Below are 22,056 nucleotides of genomic sequence, written 5' to 3'. Positions count from 1 at the left end.
GTTCGATTTTATAAAATAAAAAACTCCCGTCCCCAAAAAGGGACGAGAGTTACCCGCGTTGCCACCCTAGTTGAAGGCATCATTTCGCCTTCCACTTACATTGATAACGGCTGAAACCGAAAGTATTTACTAGCCGTGAGGCGTTCTATACTTTGCTCGAGGATGGATTCACAACTTTCATTCACCGGTTCGCACCAGCCACCGGCTCTCTTTAGAAATCCAGCTTGCTACTAGTTCCTCTCATTGCTTTCGCTTATTAAAAATTTTATTTAATACATAATGTACTACAATTATGAGCATGATGCAACCAATTTATACTGGTTGAGTTTTTTTAGCTTCTTTCACCATATTAATAAAATATTGTGTGAAACGATGATCATCTGTTAACTCTGGGTGGAAAGAACATCCAAGAAACTGCCCATCCCTTGCCGCTACAATGCGGCCATTATGCTTAGCTAAAATTTCAACATTTTCCCCTGCTTCAACAATATGAGGTGCACGAATAAATACAGCTGTAAAATCTTCTGCGACACCAGCTATATCAAGTTCAGCTTCAAAACTCTCGCGCTGGCGGCCGAAAGAATTGCGCTCAACGACAACATCCATAACTCCCAGATGGGGCTCATCGTAACCAACAATTTTTTTAGCTAAAAGAATCAAACCAGCACAGGTTCCGAACATTGGTTTTCCTTGCCGGGCAAACTCTTTTAATTCATCCATAAAACCGTACTTATCGATCAAACGGCGCATTGTCGTACTTTCTCCACCCGGAAGAATAAGCCCATCCACATCAGCCAGCTGCTCTTTTCGTTTAATAATGACTGCTTCAGCGCCTGATTCTTCAATCGAGCGGACATGTTCACGAACAGCGCCTTGCAAGCCTAAAACACCAATTTTCACCATTTTTAGACTCCTTACCAGCCTCGGTCTTGCATCCGAGCTTCAGGTGCTAATGTAGAAATTTCAATACCTTTCATTGGGGTTCCCAATCCTTTTGAAAGTTCGGCAATCAACTCATAGTCCTGATAATGAGTTGTTGCTTCTACAATCGCTCTTGCAAATTTAGCTGGATTTTCTGATTTAAAGATACCTGAACCAACGAACACTCCATCTGCGCCGAGCTGCATCATTAAAGCAGCATCAGCAGGAGTCGCAACACCGCCTGCTGCAAAATTAACAACCGGAAGACGGCCAAGTCGCTTGATTTCTAATAGGATTTCATAAGGAGCACCTAAAAGCTTAGCTTCTGTCATAAGCTCGTCTTCATTCATGCTGACAACTTTGCGTACCTGAGCATTTACTTTACGGATGTGGCGCACTGCTTCCACAATATTTCCTGTTCCGGGCTCACCTTTTGTCCGAAGCATGGAAGCCCCTTCCCCAATGCGGCGTGCTGCTTCGCCAAGATCACGGCAGCCGCAAACAAATGGAACAGTAAACTCTTTTTTATTTAGATGAAACTCTTCATCAGCAGGAGTAAGCACTTCACTTTCATCAATATAGTCAACTCCCATAGCTTCAAGCACACGTGCTTCAACAATATGTCCGATGCGTGCTTTTGCCATTACAGGGATGGAAACTGCATTCATAACTTCCTCTACAATGCGCGGATCAGCCATTCTTGCTACACCGCCTGCCGCACGGATATCAGAAGGAACGCGTTCTAAAGCCATAACTGCAACAGCACCGGCTTCTTCGGCAATTTTCGCCTGCTCAGCATTTACAACGTCCATAATGACGCCGCCTTTTTGCATTTCAGCCATTCCGCGTTTGACTCGATCTGTACCTGTTTTCATTCTTCTTCCCCCTTATGGTGCCCAACGACTGGGTTGTACTAACACTCCTTATTTCAAAAAAGAAAATTAAACGAATAAAATCGGAAATATTCCATAATGAAAATAAACACCAAAAAGGGTCTCCTGTCAAGACCAAGAGACCCTTGTAATTAAAACCAACCCTTGACTGTAGAGGAAACACTTCCCCATACATCTCCAAAAAATCCGCCGATTCCGCGCATCATTAATACAAACCAGTTTGCTTTTTCAACTGTTTCAGCAGCCACTACATCGACTTTAATCTTTCCATCATCTGTTAAATAGCCAAGATCCCCATTTTTAGACTCTAATGTAAGATAACCGACTTTCTCCCCTTTTTTAATCGGAGCCATCAATTTTCCATTTTTATCTAATTTCTTTTTGTCAATCACTAAAACTGGCTTGAAGTTTGCTTTTTCCTCTTTTTTTATAACCATCTTTATTGCATCTTTCGTTTGGATTTTAACGTGATCTTCTTTCCCCTTATCAACCGGCAATGTCTTCTTTCCTTTTACCTGATAATTTTTCGGAACAATTTCTTCCTCTGTAAAATTTGTAAAGGCATAATCCAACAATTTTCTTGTTTCATCAAATCGTGCTTTATAGCTGCCTTTGCCGCTTGCATCTTTCGCATTCATAACAACAGTAATGAATCGTTTTCCATCACGGCTTGCCGTACCAGTAAAACAATATCCGGCAAAATCAGTCGTACCTGTTTTAAGCCCGTCCATTCCCTCATAACCATACACAAGGCCAGGAAGCATCCAGTTCCAGTTATCCATCTTAATTTCATCTTTTGTGCCTTCCCTGAATTTCTTAGTTGGAGTACTTGCCGTTTTTAATACTTCAGGGAATTCATTAATTAAATGATAAGCCAATTTTGCCGTAGCCCGGGCAGACATAACATTTTCTTCATCAGGCCCTCCCGTAGGTTGCTGGCCATTTAAATCACGGTTATTTAAACCTGTAGCGTTGACAAACTTGTAATCTTTCAAACCAAGTTCTTTTGCTTTTTCATTCATCATTTTTACAAAATTCTTTTCAGAACCGGCAATGATTTCTGCAAGCGCTGCAGTTGCACCATTCGCAGAATAGATCGTCATGGCTTCATATAATTCACGTACCTTGTATTTGCCGTCGCGCCGTAAAGGAACATTTGACAATGACCGGTTCTGAGAAAGTTTATATACATAATCACTCACAGAATATTCCTGGTCCCATTTAACCTTTCCTTCTTTTATCGCTTGTAGCAGAATATACTCTGTCATCATTTTCGTCATGCTGGCAATTCCAAGTACAGTGTCAGCATTCTTTTGGTATAAAACTCTTCCTGTTTTTGCATCTACTAAAATAGCAGCATTTGCATGAATATTTAAAGCATCTTCTGCTTCTGCTTCTGCTTTGTTGTTACCTGAAAAAATGGCAAAGAACAACAGAGCAGTCATCATGATCGCAACCGTTTTACGATAGAAATGTTTGTTCACAGTAATGCCCTCCAACGTTTTATTACACTTTCGTAATTTTAACATAACTCTATTCGAATGGATAGACAGATTAATTTCCTATTATTTCTGCCAATTTATGTATCGGGCAAATGATAAGCAGTACGAAGCAAGGGCACTACTATCAATTTTCTAAAATAAAAAAGAGGGAAGATAAATTCTTCCCCCATTTTGTTATTAAGATAATGAGTAATTCGGAGCTTCCTTTGTAATTTGAACATCGTGCGGATGGCTCTCTCTTAATCCAGCCCCGGTCATACGGATGAACTGAGCATTTTCTCTTAAATCTTTTAGATTTTTTGCTCCGCAATAGCCCATGCCAGCCCGAAGTCCACCAACTAGCTGATAAATCGTATCCGCAAGAGGTCCTTTGTAAGGAACGCGTCCTTCAATTCCTTCCGGTACAAATTTCTTATTATCTTCTTGGAAATATCGGTCTTTTGAACCTTTTTCCATTGCAGCTACAGAGCCCATTCCTCGGTATACTTTAAAGCGACGGCCTTGATATATTTCCGTTTCCCCAGGGCTTTCAGAAACACCGGCAAGGAGGCTTCCAAGCATGACAGCATGCCCCCCTGCTGCGAGAGCTTTTACAATGTCGCCGGAATATTTAATTCCTCCGTCAGCAATAATGGCTTTTCCATATTTTCTTGCTTCTGTTGCACAATCATACACAGCTGTAATTTGAGGTACACCGACACCTGCCACTACACGAGTGGTACAAATAGAGCCTGGCCCAATTCCTACTTTTACAATATCAGCTCCGGCTTCAATTAAATCTCTTGTTCCTTCTGCAGTAGCCACATTTCCTGCAATGATCGTTAAATCAGGATATGCTTTTCTTATCTCTTTTACAGTATCTAATACACCTTTAGAATGGCCATGGGCTGTGTCAACCACAATGACATCAACATTCGCATCTACAAGTTTTTCAACCCTCTTCATCGTATCCTTCGTTACACCGACTGCAGCCCCTACTAAAAGCCTTCCTTTTGCATCTTTAGCTGAGTTAGGAAACTCAATAACTTTTTCAATATCTTTTATCGTAATAAGGCCTTTTAATACACCTTTCTCGTCTACTAGTGGGAGCTTTTCAATTTTATGCTTTTGAAGGATTTTTTCAGCTTCGGCTAATGCAGTGCCTACTGGTGCCGTAACAAGATTTTCTTTTGTCATCACATCAGAAATTTTCATGGAGTAGTCTTGGATAAAACGCATATCACGGTTTGTGATAATTCCGACTAATTTTTGTTCTTCTTCATTATTCACTATCGGAACTCCGGAAATGCGGTATTTACCCATAAGGTGCTCTGCATCGTAAACTTGATGATCAGGAGTTAAGAAAAACGGATCTGTTATTACACCGCTCTCTGAGCGTTTTACCTTATCTACCTGATCTGCCTGCTGCTCAATTGACATGTTTTTATGAATAATCCCGAGTCCTCCCTGCCGAGCCATGGCAATAGCTAATTCTGCCTCAGTTACCGTATCCATGCCAGCACTGATGATTGGGATATTCAATTTGATTTTCTCCGACAATTCAACTTGAAGATTCACATCACGAGGAAGCACTTCAGATTTTGCCGGGATTAAAAGGACATCATCAAACGTTAACCCTTCTTTTACAAACTTATTTTCCCACATAGTATTTAACCCCCTGGACAAGAAAATATTATTTGTAGGTTATCAATTGGTTAAAATACTGTCAAGAACGCTGAAATAAGTTTGATTTTTCAAAAAAATCGGAGGTTTCAATTGTGCTATTTTCTTTTAAAGACTGGAACAATTTTTCATATTTTTTTTCTGCTTCTTCAACGCAGAATTTTTTGAAGAAAAACTACATTGAATTGAAAATTGAAAATCCAGAACAAAAAAGTTATGAGAACTGTTACCCCTTTCTTTATTATTTAGAACATGCCCAAGTTTATTATGAACAAGCAGCTAAATCCCCGCTAATGATCAAGCCGGTTTTATTATTTTATGGACTCGTTCACCTAATAAAGGCGTGTATTTTAACAACGGACCCGAATTATCCTGAAACAACAGCAGTTCTCGCTCATGGAGTATCAACCCGAAAACGGAAGAAACAACATTACAGTTTTTTTCAAGATGAAGTAAAGTTTCAAAGAAGCGGTCTTTTCCCGCTGATGGTTGACAAGATGTTTCACATGAAACATTTGGAAGGCGATAAAGCAACAATGGGAGATTTATTAAAACAAATACCTGAGCTTTCCGATTTGTTCACACAATTTAAAGGGGAGGAAACTTTCTTAAAAATTTCTATGCAAGACAGTCATTATCTTATCCCTAAGAAAATTCTTGACTCTTTTCACATGTCCAAAAATCGATTTATAGATTTTTATCAATCAAGGTCAGCTGTCCAAGCCTCATTTATAGATCGAGAAGGAGATTTTTTCGAGCTAGTGCTTGAGATGAACCCTAGTTATGACCCTGCTCCGATAAAATTCAACTTTCGGGAAGGATGTTATTCTCTTCCGTTGAATAAAAGCCGACTTTTTCATTTTCCTGAACTTCTTATTCACTATTTACTTTTATATAACTTAAGTATGATTTCACGGTATGAAACAGAATGGTGGAGCGAGCTGATCAAAATGATGCCCAATCAAGATTATCCCTTAATCCAATCATTTTTAAATATTTCGATTGAAAAAACACCTTTTTTAATATATCAGTTTTTAAATAGTAAAAGGTGAGTTAAGATATGGACTAAAATTTGGCTAGGCTCCGAAGGACTTTTGAATGTGTTCTGAATTGGTTAGATTTTTATGAAAAGAAGTTCTGTAATGGCTTTATGTAAGTACAGGATAAAGAGCTAACTTAGGTGGTTTTTGATAAGATTAGGTTTGCGATTTTTCATCTTTCAAAATATAAAAAGAACAACCGATTTTGGTTGTTCTTTCATTTTGCCTGGCAGCGTCCTACTCTCGCAGGGGCAATGCCCCAACTACCATCGGCGCTGAGAAGCTTAACTTCCGTGTTCGGTATGGGAACGGGTGTGACCTTCTCGCCATCGCCACCAGACCTATTCATTTGAGATTTCATTCTCTCAAAACTAGATAATGTTATGAAGAAGTGAAGAACAACGAGTATCATTTGCGGACTTCTTCCGCTTTTTAATTTGGTTAAGCCCTCGATCGATTAGTATCTGTCAGCTCCACGTGTCGCCACGCTTCCACCTCAGACCTATCAACCTGATCATCTTTCAGGGATCTTACTAGCTTGACGCTATGGGAAATCTCATCTTGAGGGGGGCTTCATGCTTAGATGCTTTCAGCACTTATCCCGTCCGCACATAGCTACCCAGCTATGCCTTTGGCAAGACAACTGGTACACCAGCGGTGCGTCCATCCCGGTCCTCTCGTACTAAGGACAGCTCCTCTCAAATTTCCTGCGCCCGCGACGGATAGGGACCGAACTGTCTCACGACGTTCTGAACCCAGCTCGCGTACCGCTTTAATGGGCGAACAGCCCAACCCTTGGGACCGACTACAGCCCCAGGATGCGATGAGCCGACATCGAGGTGCCAAACCTCCCCGTCGATGTGGACTCTTGGGGGAGATAAGCCTGTTATCCCCGGGGTAGCTTTTATCCGTTGAGCGATGGCCCTTCCATGCGGAACCACCGGATCACTAAGCCCGACTTTCGTCCCTGCTCGACTTGTAGGTCTCGCAGTCAAGCTCCCTTATGCCTTTACACTCTGCGAATGATTTCCAACCATTCTGAGGGAACCTTTGGGCGCCTCCGTTACTTTTTAGGAGGCGACCGCCCCAGTCAAACTGCCCACCTGACACTGTCTCCCGCCCCGATCAGGGGCGCGGGTTAGAATTTCAATACAGCCAGGGTAGTATCCCACCGACGCCTCCACCGAAGCTGGCGCTCCGGCTTCTCAGGCTCCTACCTATCCTGTACAAGCTGTACCAAAATTCAATATCAGGCTGCAGTAAAGCTCCACGGGGTCTTTCCGTCCTGTCGCGGGTAACCTGCATCTTCACAGGTACTATAATTTCACCGAGTCTCTCGTTGAGACAGTGCCCAGATCGTTACGCCTTTCGTGCGGGTCGGAACTTACCCGACAAGGAATTTCGCTACCTTAGGACCGTTATAGTTACGGCCGCCGTTTACTGGGGCTTCGATTCAGAGCTTCGCTTTTAGCTAACCCCTCCTCTTAACCTTCCAGCACCGGGCAGGCGTCAGCCCCTATACTTCGCCTTGCGGCTTCGCAGAGACCTGTGTTTTTGCTAAACAGTCGCCTGGGCCTATTCACTGCGGCTTTTCCGGGCTATGCACCCAGAAAAGCACCCCTTCTCCCGAAGTTACGGGGTCATTTTGCCGAGTTCCTTAACGAGAGTTCTCTCGCTCACCTTAGGATTCTCTCCTCGCCTACCTGTGTCGGTTTGCGGTACGGGCACCTTTTTCCTCGCTAGAGGCTTTTCTTGGCAGTGTGGAATCAGGAACTTCGGTACTACATTTCCCTCGCCGTCACAGCTCCGCCTTCTGCTAACGGGATTTGCCTCGTTAGCGGCCTAACTGCTTGGACGCGCTAATCCAGCAGCGCGCTTGCCCTATCCTCCTGCGTCCCCCCATCGCTCAAACGGAAAAGAGGTGGTACAGGAATATCAACCTGTTGTCCATCGCCTACGCCTTTCGGCCTCGGCTTAGGTCCCGACTAACCCTGAGCGGACGAGCCTTCCTCAGGAAACCTTAGGCATTCGGTGGATGGGATTCTCACCCATCTTTCGCTACTCATACCGGCATTCTCACTTCTAAGCGCTCCACCAGTCCTTCCGGTCTAGCTTCAACGCCCTTAGAACGCTCTCCTACCGCGGACACCAAACGGTGTCCACCCACAGCTTCGGTGATACGTTTAGCCCCGGTACATTTTCGGCGCAGAGTCACTCGACCAGTGAGCTATTACGCACTCTTTAAATGGTGGCTGCTTCTAAGCCAACATCCTGGTTGTCTAAGCAACTCCACATCCTTTTCCACTTAACGTATACTTTGGGACCTTAGCTGGTGGTCTGGGCTGTTTCCCTTTTGACTACGGATCTTATCACTCGTAGTCTGACTCCCAAGGATAAGTCTTTGGCATTCGGAGTTTGTCTGAATTCGGTAACCCGATGAGGGCCCCTAGTCCAAACAGTGCTCTACCTCCAAGACTCTCACACTTGAGGCTAGCCCTAAAGCTATTTCGGAGAGAACCAGCTATCTCCAAGTTCGATTGGAATTTCTCCGCTACCCACACCTCATCCCCGCACTTTTCAACGTGCGTGGGTTCGGGCCTCCATCCAGTGTTACCTGGACTTCACCCTGGACATGGGTAGATCACCTGGTTTCGGGTCTACGACCACATACTCATTCGCCCTATTCAGACTCGCTTTCGCTGCGGCTCCGTCTCTTCGACTTAACCTTGCATGTGATCGTAACTCGCCGGTTCATTCTACAAAAGGCACGCCATCACCCATGAATGGGCTCTGACTACTTGTAGGCACACGGTTTCAGGTTCTCTTTCACTCCCCTCCCGGGGTGCTTTTCACCTTTCCCTCACGGTACTGGTTCACTATCGGTCACTAGGGAGTATTTAGCCTTGGGAGATGGTCCTCCCTGCTTCCGACGGGATTTCACGTGTCCCGCCGTACTCAGGATCCACTCAGGAGGGAACGAAGTTTCGACTACAGGGTTATTACCTTCTCTGACGGGCCTTTCCAGACCTCTTCGTCTACTCCGTTCCTTTGTAACTCCATGTTGAGTGTCCTACAACCCCAGGAGGCAAGCCTCCTGGTTTGGGCTGTTCCCGTTTCGCTCGCCGCTACTCAGGGAATCGCGTTTGCTTTCTCTTCCTCCGGGTACTTAGATGTTTCAGTTCCCCGGGTCTGCCCTCCTAGCCCTATGGATTCAGGCTAGGATCCTATCCCATTACGGATAGGGGGTTTCCCCATTCGGAAATCTCCGGATCAATGCTTACTTACAGCTCCCCGAAGCATATCGGTGTTAGTCCCGTCCTTCATCGGCTCCTAGTGCCAAGGCATCCACCGTGCGCCCTTTCTAACTTAACCTTCAAGGTTTGAAACCTAAAATGGCGATACTCGGTTCTTCTTTTGCCTTCTTCACATTATCTAGTTTTCAAAGAACGAATTGGTGGAGCCTAGCGGGATCGAACCGCTGACCTCCTGCGTGCAAAGCAGGCGCTCTCCCAGCTGAGCTAAGGCCCCGTTATTAAGATGGTGGGCCTAAATGGACTTGAACCATCGACCTCACGCTTATCAGGCGTGCGCTCTAACCAGCTGAGCTATAGGCCCACATAACAGATAATTATATTTCATTGAAGGAATTGTTCCCTCAAAACTAAACAAACAAAAGCGATCAACTATTCTGTTGTTATGTCTAGCTACGGCTCCTAGCCTCTCGAGTCGCTTCGCTTCTTCTGTCAAAGTCTTTTGGACTTTTCTGCCAGAAGCTCCAGCGCTTGTCGAGGCTAACCAGTCGCCTTCGCTTTTCGTATAATCCTTAGAAAGGAGGTGATCCAGCCGCACCTTCCGATACGGCTACCTTGTTACGACTTCACCCCAATCATCTGTCCCACCTTAGGCGGCTGGCTCCTTGCGGTTACCTCACCGACTTCGGGTGTTACAGACTCTCGTGGTGTGACGGGCGGTGTGTACAAGGCCCGGGAACGTATTCACCGCGGCATGCTGATCCGCGATTACTAGCGATTCCGGCTTCATGCAGGCGAGTTGCAGCCTGCAATCCGAACTGAGAATGGTTTTTTGGGATTGGCTCAGCCTCGCGGCATCGCAGCCCTTTGTACCATCCATTGTAGCACGTGTGTAGCCCAGGTCATAAGGGGCATGATGATTTGACGTCATCCCCACCTTCCTCCGGTTTGTCACCGGCAGTCACCTTAGAGTGCCCAACTGAATGCTGGCAACTAAGGTCAAGGGTTGCGCTCGTTGCGGGACTTAACCCAACATCTCACGACACGAGCTGACGACAACCATGCACCACCTGTCACTCTGTCCCCCGAAGGGGAACGTCCTGTCTCCAGGATTGTCAGAGGATGTCAAGACCTGGTAAGGTTCTTCGCGTTGCTTCGAATTAAACCACATGCTCCACCGCTTGTGCGGGCCCCCGTCAATTCCTTTGAGTTTCAGCCTTGCGGCCGTACTCCCCAGGCGGAGTGCTTAATGCGTTAGCTGCAGCACTAAAGGGCGGAAACCCTCTAACACTTAGCACTCATCGTTTACGGCGTGGACTACCAGGGTATCTAATCCTGTTCGCTCCCCACGCTTTCGCGCCTCAGCGTCAGTTACAGACCAGAGAGCCGCCTTCGCCACTGGTGTTCCTCCACATCTCTACGCATTTCACCGCTACACGTGGAATTCCGCTCTCCTCTTCTGCACTCAAGTTCCCCAGTTTCCAATGACCCTCCACGGTTGAGCCGTGGGCTTTCACATCAGACTTAAGGAACCGCCTGCGCGCGCTTTACGCCCAATAATTCCGGACAACGCTTGCCACCTACGTATTACCGCGGCTGCTGGCACGTAGTTAGCCGTGGCTTTCTGGTCAGGTACCGTCAAGGCACCGCCCTATTCGAACGGTACTTGTTCTTCCCTGACAACAGAGCTTTACGACCCGAAGGCCTTCTTCGCTCACGCGGCGTTGCTCCGTCAGACTTTCGTCCATTGCGGAAGATTCCCTACTGCTGCCTCCCGTAGGAGTCTGGGCCGTGTCTCAGTCCCAGTGTGGCCGATCACCCTCTCAGGTCGGCTACGCATCGTCGCCTTGGTGAGCCGTTACCTCACCAACTAGCTAATGCGCCGCGGGCCCATCTGTAAGTGATAGCCGAAGCCATCTTTCAGCTCTTTCCCATGCGGGAAAGAGGATTATCCGGTATTAGCTCCGGTTTCCCGAAGTTATCCCGGTCTTACAGGCAGGTTGCCCACGTGTTACTCACCCGTCCGCCGCTGACTTCAGGGAGCAAGCTCCCATCAGTCCGCTCGACTTGCATGTATTAGGCACGCCGCCAGCGTTCGTCCTGAGCCAGGATCAAACTCTCCAAAAAAGAGTAAGATATGCTCATAAAATAATTAACGTTGACGCTTTTGTTTGTTCAGTTTTCAAGGAACAATTTAAGTTGTCGCTTGTAGGCGACTTTATTAATATAACATTCTCAAAATGTTATGTCAACATTTTTGTATCTTTTTGTTATCGCATTATTGGCGACAACGATTTATATATTAACATCATAAAATAGGATCGTCAATATATTTTTTATAAAAAATTTATTTATGTTCCTAATCATAACTGAAACCAACCACTATCGGATGGCTTCAGTTAAAACTTCGTTAATAAATAAGTGACGATGCTTTCCTAAATCAATAATTTCATTTGAATTTAATAATTGAATTAAAGGACGGGTCGGAGCTTTTTCATCCATAAATAAAATTTTACCTACCTGACCGTCCGATAATATTACTTTACTTCCGTTTGAAAAATTCATAATCCCTGACATGAGTGCTTTTAATATGACGGGATCAAATTTCCCAAATTGATCTTCTGACATCATTTCCAGAACTTTAAAAGGCGGTTGTTTGCTTCTGTACAAGCGTTCAGAGGTCATCGCATGAAAAGTATCAGCAGTACCGATAATTTTCGCGAAAAAATGAATTTTATTTCCTTTTTCACCAAATGGATAACCGCTTCCGTCTAATCTTTCATGATGCTGAGCAATGGCTAATTTTGTACTATCTCTTAATAGAGAAACTTTTTGAACCATCTTGTAGCTAAGTGTAGGGTGTTTTTTTATTTCTTCAAATTCATTGACCGTTAAAGAAGTTTTTTTAAATAAAATAGCATTGCTTAATTTCGCCATGCCACAATCAGCTAAACATCCTGCAAGAGCAATTTGAACAATATCCCCCTTATTGTAATTCAATTTTTTAGCGATAAACGCAGACAAAATTGCAACAGCCACGGGGTGCTGATAAATATAATCATCTTTTGTTGAAAAATGATGAAGTGTAAAAATTTCAGATATTGAAGTTTCCGCTTTTTCAATTAACGGTAAAATGATTTCCCTGATTCGTGAAATATTTATCGGCAATCCTGCTTGCCAAGATTTGAACTCTCTTTTGTACTCTTTTACGGCCCTTAAAAACATATCGCTTAAACGCAATGCCGCTTGTTCAGATTTCTCCTTTGAATCAGGCAGATCTTCCAGGACTTCAATTGGTGTAAAGGGCATGCCATTTATTAGCGTTTTTTCTACATATACATCATGAATTAAAAATAATTTTAAAATGTTAATTAATTCGTTGTTTAAGACAGTGTTTTTTTTCATGATTGGACAGTTCGTTTTACTGTATACATCCGCAGACAAGATACAGCCTTCCTGAAGTTCTTTCACCATTACGCGCAACTGAATCCACCCCGGCAATTTAAGTCTTTTTGACTATATTTTACATGATTTTACCAAAAAAGAGGAACACAAATTTGCGTTCCTCTTACTCTCATGCTTATTCTTGTTCATCATGTTCAACAGAAGTACTTTCCTTATCCTCGGATTCAATTGCGCTGCTTTCTTCTGCAACCGCATCATCTTCTTTTTCTTCTTCCTTTTCCACTTTGGCAACGGTTGCTACATATTCGTTTTCATCTTCTTCTAAACGAATAAGTTTAACTCCTTGGGTATTTCGACCCATGACCGAAATACCACCCACATCTATGCGAATTAATACACCACCTGTCGTGATCAGCATGAGATCTTCTTCACCGGTTACTGCCTTCATCGCTACAAGGTTTCCATTTTTCTCGGTTATATTGCAAGTCTTAATTCCTTTGCCGCCTCTGCCCTGAACACGGTATTCAGAGGCAGGTGTACGTTTCCCGTAGCCGTTTTTCGTTACAATTAAGATATCGTTATTCTCTTCTAAAACTTCCATTCCAATGACCTCGTCGCCTTCATCAAGGCTAATGCCTTTTACGCCTGTGGCAGTCCGGCCCATTGAGCGGACATCTGTCTCAGGGAAGCGAATCAGCATGCCGTTTTTCGTTCCGATAATAATATGTTTGCTGCCGTCTGTTAATCTTACAGAGATTAACTCATCTCCTTCACGGAGGTTTAAAGCAATTAACCCATTGTTTCTAATATGAGCAAATGAAGACAGCGGAGAGCGTTTAGATATTCCCTCTTTTGTTGTGAAGAATAAGAACCAGTTATCGTCAAATTCTTCAACAGGAATAATTGCGTTAATCCATTCGTCTTTATCGACTTCCAGAAGGTTGACGATAGGGATTCCTTTTGCTGTCCGGCTGAACTCCGGAATTTCGTACCCTTTAGCACGATACACTTTCCCTTTGTTCGTAAAGAAAAGAATCGTATCGTGTGTAGATGTTGTGATGAGATGCTCTACAAAGTCATCTTCATTCGTTCCCATACCTTGAATTCCCCGGCCGCCGCGCTTCTGGGCACGATAGGTTGATACAGGAAGACGTTTAATATAACCATTATGGGTTAATGTAATTACAACATTTTCACGCGGGATTAAGTCTTCATCTTCAATGAATTCGATTCCGCCGGCAACGATTTCCGTGCGGCGCTCATCATTGAATCGTTCTTTAATTTCACTTAGCTCTTCACGAATAATTTCAAGTACCTTTTCTTCGTCTGCAAGGATCGCTTTTAATTCGGCAATAAGTTTAACAAGGCTTTGATATTCTTCTTCAATTTTTTCGCGTTCTAATCCGGTTAAGCGCTGTAGGCGCATATCCAAAATCGCTTGTGCTTGTTTTTCAGATAAATTAAATCGTGTCATCAAGCCTTCACGTGCGATATCAGTCGTTTGCGAATTACGAATCAAAGTAATCACTTCGTCAAGGTGATCAAGGGCAATGCGCAAACCTTCTAAAATATGGGCGCGCGCCTCTGCTTTACGAAGCTCAAATTCTGTTCTGCGGCGGATGACAACCTTTTGATGGTCTAAGTAATGCTGCAGGCATTGTTTTAAATTCAAAACTTTCGGCTGTCCGTCAACTAATGCAAGCATGTTAATGCCAAAACTCGTTTGCAATGCTGTTTGTTTGTACAAGTTATTTAGTAATACATTTGCATTTGCGTCTTTTCTGACTTCGATAACAATGCGCATTCCGTTTCGGTCTGATTCATCCCGCAAGTCAGAAATACCGTCGATTTTTTTATCGCGGACAAGTTCCGCAATCTTTTCAATCAGTTTCGCTTTATTCACCTGGTAAGGAAGTTCTTTGACAATAATAACTTCTTTGCCATTAGATTTCTGTTCAATTTCGACTCTTGCCCGGAGAGTGATGGAACCTCTTCCTGTTTCATAAGCTTTACGGATTCCTCTTTTACCGAGAATCAGACCTGCAGTCGGAAAATCCGGTCCTGGAATGACTTCCATAAGCTCTTGAATTGTTATATCAGGATCTTTACTTAAAGCTAACACCCCGTCAATTACTTCTCCAAGCTGGTGAGGAGGAATGTTCGTTGCCATTCCGACAGCAATTCCGGAAGCACCGTTCACAAGAAGATTCGGAAAGCGGGAAGGTAAAACAACCGGTTCTTTTTCCGAACCATCATAGTTATCCTGGTAGTCAATCGTATCTTTGTTAATATCCCGAAGCAATTCCATCGAAATTTTGGACATTCTCGCTTCCGTATAACGCATTGCTGCCGCAGCGTCTCCGTCCACTGATCCGAAATTACCATGACCATCGACAAGCATATACCGGTAGTTAAAATCCTGTGCCATCCGCACCATCGAGTCATAAACAGCCGAGTCGCCATGAGGATGGTATTTTCCGATTACTTCCCCGACGATACGGGCTGATTTTTTGTACGGTTTGTCCGCATGCATTCCAAGATCATGCATCGCAAATAAAATTCTGCGGTGAACGGGTTTTAAACCGTCGCGAACATCTGGAAGGGCGCGTGAAACAATAACGCTCATCGCATAATCTAAGAATGATGACCGCATTTCCTGGCTTATATTGATTTCTTTTACACGGGAATTAGGCGTTTCAGCCATATGAGAGAAACCTCCTTTTAAAGACAACGATGCAAGTAAGAAAAGTGAAAGAGCCTTGATCAGGCCCGACAAGCGCTGGAGACGGCCAAAAAACTAGCACCTGTATTTCTTGACCATGAAACTTATGAAAGCAGCATGACCGATTCTACTTAAAAATGAAGAAAATCAGGATAGACGGAAACCCCTCTATCCTGAAATGTTATATATCTAAATTCTTTACATAAATAGCATTTTCTTCGATGAATTGGCGTCTCGGTTCTACTTTATCACCCATTAATATTTCAAACGTTTCATCTGCTTCAATCGCGTCTTCAAGACTGACCTGGAGCAGAGTACGGGTTTCAGGATTCATCGTAGTTTCCCAAAGCTGCTCCGGATTCATTTCTCCAAGACCCTTATAACGCTGTATGCCCGGTTTTGGCTGTGACGGTAATTCAGATAAAATTTCTTCTAGCTGTCGATCGTTATAAGCGTACTCAATCCGTTTTCCCTGCTGGATTTTATATAAAGGCGGCTGCGCAATGTATACGTAACCGGCTTCTAAAATTTTTCTCATATACCGATAGAAAAAGGTTAATAATAGTGTACGAATATGAGCACCATCAACATCCGCATCTGTCATGATCACAATTTTATGGTAACGGGCTTTTGATATATCAAAATCTTCGCCGATTCCTGTTCCGATAGCAGTAATAATCGCTCTTACTTCATTGTTGGAAAGAATTTTATCAAGCCTTGCTTTTTCTACATTCAAAATTTTTCCTCGCAACGGCAATATAGCCTGGAAATGGCGGTCACGTCCTTGTTTTGCCGAACCGCCCGCAGAATCACCCTCTACCACATATAGTTCACTGATCGAAGGGTCTTTCGACGAGCAATCGGCCAGTTTCCCCGGCAGGCTAGATACATCCAATGCATTTTTGCGTCTTGTTAACTCACGGGCCTTTTTAGCTGCTAGTCTAGCTCTTGCAGCCATTAGTCCTTTTTCAACAATTTTGCGGGCAACGGAAGGGTTTTCTAATAAAAATGTTTCAAAGTTTTCGGCAAAAATAGTATCCGTAACGGCACGAACTTCCGAATTTCCAAGCTTGGTTTTTGTTTGCCCTTCAAATTGCGGATCTGGATGTTTTATGGAGACAATCGCTGTCAAACCTTCACGCACATCTTCCCCTGAAAGGTTCGCATCGTTTTCTTTAATGATTCCATACTTTCTAGCATAATCATTTATCACTCTCGTTAAAGCTGTTTTAAAACCGGACTCATGGGTACCGCCTTCATATGTGTGAATATTATTGGCAAAAGAATAAATATTGCTTGTAAAGCCATCATTATATTGGAGGGCAACTTCAACAGTAATACCATCTTTTTCCCCCTCCATGTAAATTGGTTCTTCATGAAGGACTTCTCTTGTACGGTTTAAATGCTCAACGTATGATTTAATTCCGCCTTCGTAATAATATTCATTTCTTTTATTTTCAACGCGTTTATCTTCAATTGTGATTCTTATTCCGCGATTTAAAAACGCAAGCTCTCGCAAACGATTAGCCAGCGTTTCATAATCAAATTCAAGCGTTTCAGTAAAAATTTCTCCGTCCGGTTTAAAACGAATGGTCGTACCAGTCCGGTCAGTCTCCCCGATCACTTTTAAATCTTCACAGGGTACTCCGCGCTCATATTTCTGATAATGAATCTTACCGTCACGATGAACAAATACTTCAAGTTCAGTAGAAAGGGCATTAACAACTGAAGCACCAACGCCATGGAGTCCCCCAGATACTTTATATCCGCCGCCGCCAAATTTTCCTCCGGCATGAAGCACAGTCAAAATAACTTCAACGGCAGGCCTGCCCATTTTTTCTTGGATGCCAACAGGGATTCCGCGGCCGTTATCTACAACGGTGATACTGTTATCTTTTTCAATTGTGACATTAATTTCCGTACAATAACCAGCCAATGCTTCGTCAATGCTATTATCGACAATTTCCCATACAAGATGGTGAAGGCCTTTTGCACTTGTTGATCCAATGTACATCCCCGGCCGCTTACGTACAGCCTCAAGACCTTCTAATACTTGTATCTGATTTGCATCATACGTTTGCTCTTCCATCGCATTATGCTCCATAGCCACATCGATCACCTACACTTTCATTTGCATACTCTCGATTTCCTCTATAAAAACTTGCCTGTTGGACAAGTCAGTGAATATAGATAAAAATAATTATTGTTGTATCGATAGCACTCTGGACTTTTTCTTCAATGTCCTTGAGGCGAGAAGAGAAAAATAAATATTTTCACAAGTGAATACGAATTATTAAAAAGAACCTTTTGAGAAGTCGATCACTCGCTCCATCTGCTCTTCAATTAACTCTTGCACCTAAGGCCAGGATTTTACGCTTTCTCTGTCAAGAATTGCAATAATATCCTTCGTTCTAACAAGAATATTTTCTCCTGCATGCAGATACATTTTCTCACCTCATTGAACCCGTTTCATGACCCCGGCTTCTACTTTGTAGGTGGAAGCTTCTTTTAAAGTTTGATGGTCAATTCCATCAACACTTGTCGTTGTAACAAACGTCTGAACCTTGCCTTGAATGGTATTTAACAAATGAGATTGGCGGTAATTATCCAACTCAGAGAGAACATCATCCAACAGCAAGATTGGATATTCGCCAATCTCCGAATGAATGAGCTCTATTTCTGCCAATTTCACAGACAGGGCTGTTGTCCGCTGCTGTCCTTGCGAACCAAATGTTTGTACATCCCTGCCATTTACAAAAAAAAGAAGGTCATCCCGATGGGGACCAAACTGTGAAACTCCGCGTTCTATTTCCCGATTTTTGACTTTTAAAAATTTATCTTCAAATACTTTTATCATTTTCGACAAATCTTGGTCTTCTGATACTTCAACCGATGGTTTATACTCAATTTTTAACGTTTCCAGCCCTCTTGAAATCCCTTTATGGATCGGCATTGCCCAGTTTTGAAGAAGCTGTAAAAACTCGAAACGCTTTTTGATAATCCGAACCGCTATTCCAATAAATTGCTCCGTCAGTATTTCAAGAATCGCCTGATCGTTTTGCTTTCGGGTTTGCAAAAGTTTTAAATAATGATTGCGCTGTTGTAATATTTTTTGATATTGGCTCATTTCATGTAAGTAAACAGCTGAAACTTGACCAATTTCCATATCAATAAAACGACGCCTTACTTGAGGGTTCCCTTTTACAAGATGGAGATCTTCAGGCGCAAACATTACAACATTCATATTTCCAATATATTGGCTGAGTTTTTGCTGTTCGATATGGTTTACTTTTGCTTTTTTCCCTTTTTTGGAAATCACCAAATGAATAGGCAGGGAACCATGATTTTTCTTTACCCTACCTTCTATTTTAGCATAATCCTGATCCCAGCGAATAAGATCTTTATCTTTTGAGGTGCGATGCGATTTGGCCATTGCCAATACATAAATAGATTCCATAACGTTTGTTTTCCCTTGGGCATTTTCACCAAGAATAACATTTACTTTATTTTCAAATTGGGCTTCGAGTTCCTCATAATTCCGATAATTTTTCAAAGACAGCTCCTCAATAAACATTTACGTTTCATCCTTTGATCAATGCTTTATGATGAATATTCCGAAATTTGGTATATTTATTTCATCTCCTGCTCTTAATTTTCGTCCTCTTCTTTGATCTTGTTCACCATTCACGTATACTTCATGTTCACTTAAAAACCATTTTGCCATTCCGCCGGTCTGTATGATATCAGCCAACTTTAAAAATTGGCTTAATGTAATAAATTCCGTTTCAATTTTGATTTCTTTCAACATCATTTCACTCTTTCGGCAATTGTATCTAATATTTTATTTTACTAAAAAAAATTATTTTACACAAAAAACAAGCATAAGTTATAAACTATCAACCATATTATGGAAATAGGTTTCATTGTCTCAATTTTAATATTGCGGAATTGCTTTCATAATAAAAAAGCCACCAGTTGGCTGGCGGCTTTAAAATTTTTCTAATATGTTCTAACCGGCAAGATTAATTGCAGGATGGAATCATCATTTATTGGGCGAATTAAGAATGGGCGCATTGCTCCGGTAAAGCTGATTTTAATTTCCGTACCTTCTAACGTTTTTAGAGCATCCATCATATATTTTGCACTAAAGGAAATTTTCAATTCTTCTCCATCAATTGATTGAGCCTGTACTTCTTCAACGACTTTTCCGATTTCAGGAGTATTGGAGGATATTTCAATCAATTGGCTTTCGAACGTTGAGAACTTAACGACATTGTTTCTGTCGTCACGGGCTAATAATGCTGCACGGTCAATTGCCTGTAAAAATTCTTTTAAATTTACAACTACATCTGTCTTGCTGTCCGTAGGGATTAAACGGGAAGTATCTGGATAGTTTCCTTCCAGCAAGCGTGAGAAGAATAGTAAATGCTTCGCTTTAAATAGTACCTGATTTTCAGTAATAACAATATCAATTGGGTCATTGCTATCATCAAGAATCTTGCTTAATTCGTTTAAGCTTTTTCCAGGGATTACAACATTATATGATTCATTATTTTCTGTTTCGATTTGTGCTTTTCTTAAAGCAAGACGATGGCTATCTGTTGCAATACAAGTCAATTCGTTATTTTCAATCTTCCAGTTGACACCTGTCAAAATTGGGCGTGTTTCTGAAGTGGACACTGCAAAAACAGTTTGCCGAATCATCATTTTTAATAGGTCTGTAGGAATCCTAAACACATTTTCTTCTTTAATTTGCGGAAGATGTGGATATTCTTCTGCATCTAACCCATGTAAATTAAATTCAGATTTTCCGGAACGAATAACGGTTTGTAAATGGTTTTGAACTTCGATATCAACAGTTTCAGTCGGCAATTTTTTAACAATTTCACTGAAAAAACGAGCTTGTAAAACAATCGCTCCGGGCTCTTTAATTTCAACAAGTTCATTACCATCTTCTTCTTTCGGAATAAAAGATTCAATAGAAATATCTGAATCGCTTCCTGTAAGAGTTACTCCTTTTTCAGTTGCCACAATTTTAATTCCTGTAAGAATAGGAATTGTTGTTCTTGAAGCAATTGCTTTCATAACATCTTGCACGCTTTGAACAAGACGATCGCGTTGGATTATAAATTTCATTTGTTAATCCTCCGTTTCGGCATTTTTATACTATTTTTTTATTATTATTTTTCTTAAAAAATAATAGAAGTAATAGTAGGACTTGTTTATATGTGGATAACTTCGATTATTAAAGGAAACACAGTCTATCCACATGTGGATAGACTGTGTGTAAGTTAATGAAAGTTATACACATTATTAAACTTTTAACATTTCGTGAATCTCTTTTATCTGTTTTTGAAGCGTTGCATCTGTCTCAAGCAGTTTTGAAATTTTTTCATGAGCATGGATGACTGTTGTATGATCTCTTCCACCAAATTCCTCTCCAATTTTCGGCAAGGAGAAATCGGTCAGTTCCCTTGATAAATACATGGCAATTTGTCTTGGAAACGCAACTGATTTCGTTCTTTTCTTTGCTTTAAAATCTTCCAGTTTGACATTAAAATGCTCGCCCACCGCTTTTTGAATATCATGAATAGTAATCACTTTTGGTTTAGAGCTTGGTATTATGTCTTTCAAAGCCTCAGCTGCAAGGTCGGCATTAATATCTTTGTTTATGAGGGATGAATAGGCAACAACCCTAATTAGCGCCCCTTCAAGTTCACGTATGTTTGAATCAATTTGATTTGCTATATAAAGCATAACTTCATTTGGGATATCTAATCCCTCTGCCTTCGCCTTTTTCCGCAAAATTGCAATCCTAGTTTCTAGGTCAGGAGGGGTAATATCAGTGATTAGTCCCCATTCAAAACGGGATCGCAATCTGTCTTCAAGAGTCGGTATTTCTTTTGGCGGCCGGTCACTCGAAATAACAATTTGTTTGCTTTCCTCATGAAGAGTATTAAACGTATGGAAAAATTCCTCTTGAGTTTGTTCTTTTCCGGCAAGAAATTGAATATCATCTATCAGAAGAACATCCACATTTCGATATTTATTGCGAAAATCGCCAGCCTTATTATCACGAATTGAATTAATAAATTCGTTCGTGAATTTTTCGGAGGATAAATAAACGACCTTTGCGGACGGATTATGTTCTAAAACATAATGGCCTATTGCATGCATTAAGTGTGTTTTTCCAAGACCTACACCACCGTATATAAATAACGGGTTATAAGCTTTTGCCGGAGCTTCTGCAACTGCGAGCGAAGCTGCATGGGCGAAACGGTTTCCCGAACCAATGACAAATGTGTCAAAAGTGTATTTAGGATTTAGCATATTTTGTGGAAAATCTGGCTGATCATCATCCTTTTTTGTTTTTTTTGGAGGAACTTTAAGATCAGCATCTTCTTCACTTTGATTTTGCGGAATAATAAACTTCACTCTTAACTCTTCCCCAGTAATTTCATAGAGAATTCCGGAGATTAATTGGGAATATCGTTCTTCCAGCCAATCCCGGGCAAACTCATTTGGGGCTGTGATCGTAAGAGTGTCACCTTGCAGGGAATGGGCTTTTGTCGATTTCAGCCACGTTTCAAAACTTGGTTTGCTTATCTTTTTCTCAATATTCGACAAGGCCTTATTCCAAAGGTCCGCAATATTTTCCAA

Annotated in this window: 12 protein-coding genes, 2 tRNA genes, 3 rRNA genes and 1 other annotated feature; of the genes, 1 reads left to right on the top strand and 16 read right to left on the bottom strand. The window is 42.1% G+C overall.

All coding sequences use genetic code 11. The features are described 5' to 3' along the window. Nucleotides 1–35: 35 nt before the first annotated feature. Nucleotides 36–253, bottom strand: a binding site (T-box leader). Between the two features lie 59 nt (nucleotides 254–312). The 4 genes from pdxT to guaB form a co-directional block, all read right to left on the bottom strand. Next, nucleotides 313–903, bottom strand: coding sequence for a pyridoxal 5'-phosphate synthase glutaminase subunit PdxT (pdxT, locus tag BMMGA3_RS00090; RefSeq protein ID WP_003349804.1), 591 nt, complete (start codon nucleotides 901–903; stop codon nucleotides 313–315). Nucleotides 904–914: 11 nt separating this feature from the next. Further along, nucleotides 915–1,796, bottom strand: coding sequence for a pyridoxal 5'-phosphate synthase lyase subunit PdxS (pdxS, locus tag BMMGA3_RS00085; RefSeq protein WP_003349803.1), 882 nt, complete (start codon nucleotides 1,794–1,796; stop codon nucleotides 915–917). A 149-nt stretch (nucleotides 1,797–1,945) separates the two neighbouring features. Then, complete coding sequence (locus BMMGA3_RS00080) at nucleotides 1,946–3,262, bottom strand: serine hydrolase (RefSeq protein ID WP_185762564.1); 1,317 nt, start codon at nucleotides 3,260–3,262, stop codon at nucleotides 1,946–1,948. 231 nt (nucleotides 3,263–3,493) lie between these two features. Further along, nucleotides 3,494–4,960, bottom strand: coding sequence for an IMP dehydrogenase (gene guaB / locus BMMGA3_RS00075; RefSeq protein WP_003349801.1), 1,467 nt, complete (start codon nucleotides 4,958–4,960; stop codon nucleotides 3,494–3,496). 113 nt (nucleotides 4,961–5,073) lie between these two features. On the opposite strand from guaB, the gene BMMGA3_RS00070 reads away from it, so the two are divergent. Further along, nucleotides 5,074–6,030: a YaaC family protein gene (locus BMMGA3_RS00070; RefSeq protein WP_003349800.1), complete on the top strand. Its 957-nt coding sequence runs from the start codon at nucleotides 5,074–5,076 to the stop codon at nucleotides 6,028–6,030. Between the two features lie 212 nt (nucleotides 6,031–6,242). Here BMMGA3_RS00070 and rrf read toward each other — a convergent pair. From rrf to dnaA, 12 genes are all read right to left on the bottom strand, one after another. Further along, nucleotides 6,243–6,358, bottom strand: a 5S ribosomal RNA gene (gene rrf, locus BMMGA3_RS00065). A gap of 97 nt (nucleotides 6,359–6,455) precedes the next feature. Continuing rightward, nucleotides 6,456–9,390 (bottom strand): 23S ribosomal RNA (locus tag BMMGA3_RS00060). Between the two features lie 80 nt (nucleotides 9,391–9,470). Further along, nucleotides 9,471–9,546: transfer RNA gene (locus BMMGA3_RS00055), tRNA-Ala, on the bottom strand. A gap of 10 nt (nucleotides 9,547–9,556) precedes the next feature. Then, a tRNA-Ile gene (locus tag BMMGA3_RS00050) sits at nucleotides 9,557–9,633 on the bottom strand. A gap of 212 nt (nucleotides 9,634–9,845) precedes the next feature. Then, a 16S ribosomal RNA gene (locus BMMGA3_RS00045) occupies nucleotides 9,846–11,396 on the bottom strand. Together the 16S, 23S and 5S rRNA genes with 2 tRNA genes alongside form the textbook arrangement of a ribosomal RNA operon. Nucleotides 11,397–11,651: 255 nt before the next feature. Beyond that, entirely contained in the window at nucleotides 11,652–12,743 is a 1,092-nt protein-coding gene (locus BMMGA3_RS00040; protein WP_034669177.1) for an HD-GYP domain-containing protein, read from the bottom strand. Nucleotides 12,744–12,849: 106 nt separating this feature from the next. After that, nucleotides 12,850–15,378 carry a DNA gyrase subunit A gene (gyrA, locus tag BMMGA3_RS00035; protein WP_003347106.1) on the bottom strand — a complete coding sequence of 843 codons (2,529 nt, stop codon included), beginning with the start codon at nucleotides 15,376–15,378 and terminating at the stop codon, nucleotides 12,850–12,852. Between the two features lie 199 nt (nucleotides 15,379–15,577). Beyond that, on the bottom strand, nucleotides 15,578–17,485 hold the full coding sequence (gene gyrB / locus BMMGA3_RS00030) for a DNA topoisomerase (ATP-hydrolyzing) subunit B (protein WP_185762563.1): 1,908 nt from the start codon (nucleotides 17,483–17,485) through the stop codon (nucleotides 15,578–15,580). A gap of 366 nt (nucleotides 17,486–17,851) precedes the next feature. Beyond that, nucleotides 17,852–18,970 (bottom strand): DNA replication/repair protein RecF, encoded by a 1,119-nt coding sequence (gene recF, locus BMMGA3_RS00020; RefSeq protein ID WP_003347100.1) that lies wholly within the window; start codon nucleotides 18,968–18,970, stop codon nucleotides 17,852–17,854. Nucleotides 18,971–18,988: 18 nt separating this feature from the next. Continuing rightward, nucleotides 18,989–19,204, bottom strand: coding sequence for a S4 domain-containing protein YaaA (yaaA, locus tag BMMGA3_RS00015; RefSeq protein WP_003347098.1), 216 nt, complete (start codon nucleotides 19,202–19,204; stop codon nucleotides 18,989–18,991). 191 nt (nucleotides 19,205–19,395) lie between these two features. Continuing rightward, nucleotides 19,396–20,532: a DNA polymerase III subunit beta gene (dnaN, locus tag BMMGA3_RS00010; protein WP_003347096.1), complete on the bottom strand. Its 1,137-nt coding sequence runs from the start codon at nucleotides 20,530–20,532 to the stop codon at nucleotides 19,396–19,398. 177 nt (nucleotides 20,533–20,709) lie between these two features. Then, a complete protein-coding gene (gene dnaA, locus BMMGA3_RS00005) occupies nucleotides 20,710–22,056 on the bottom strand; it encodes a chromosomal replication initiator protein DnaA (protein WP_003347093.1) in 1,347 nt (448 codons plus the stop codon).

It is taken from the genome of Bacillus methanolicus MGA3 (assembly GCF_000724485.1).
Classification (GTDB): Bacteria; Bacillota; Bacilli; order Bacillales; family Cytobacillaceae; genus Bacillus_Z; species Bacillus_Z methanolicus_A.
This window is presented reverse-complemented; position numbering and strand designations above follow the sequence as displayed.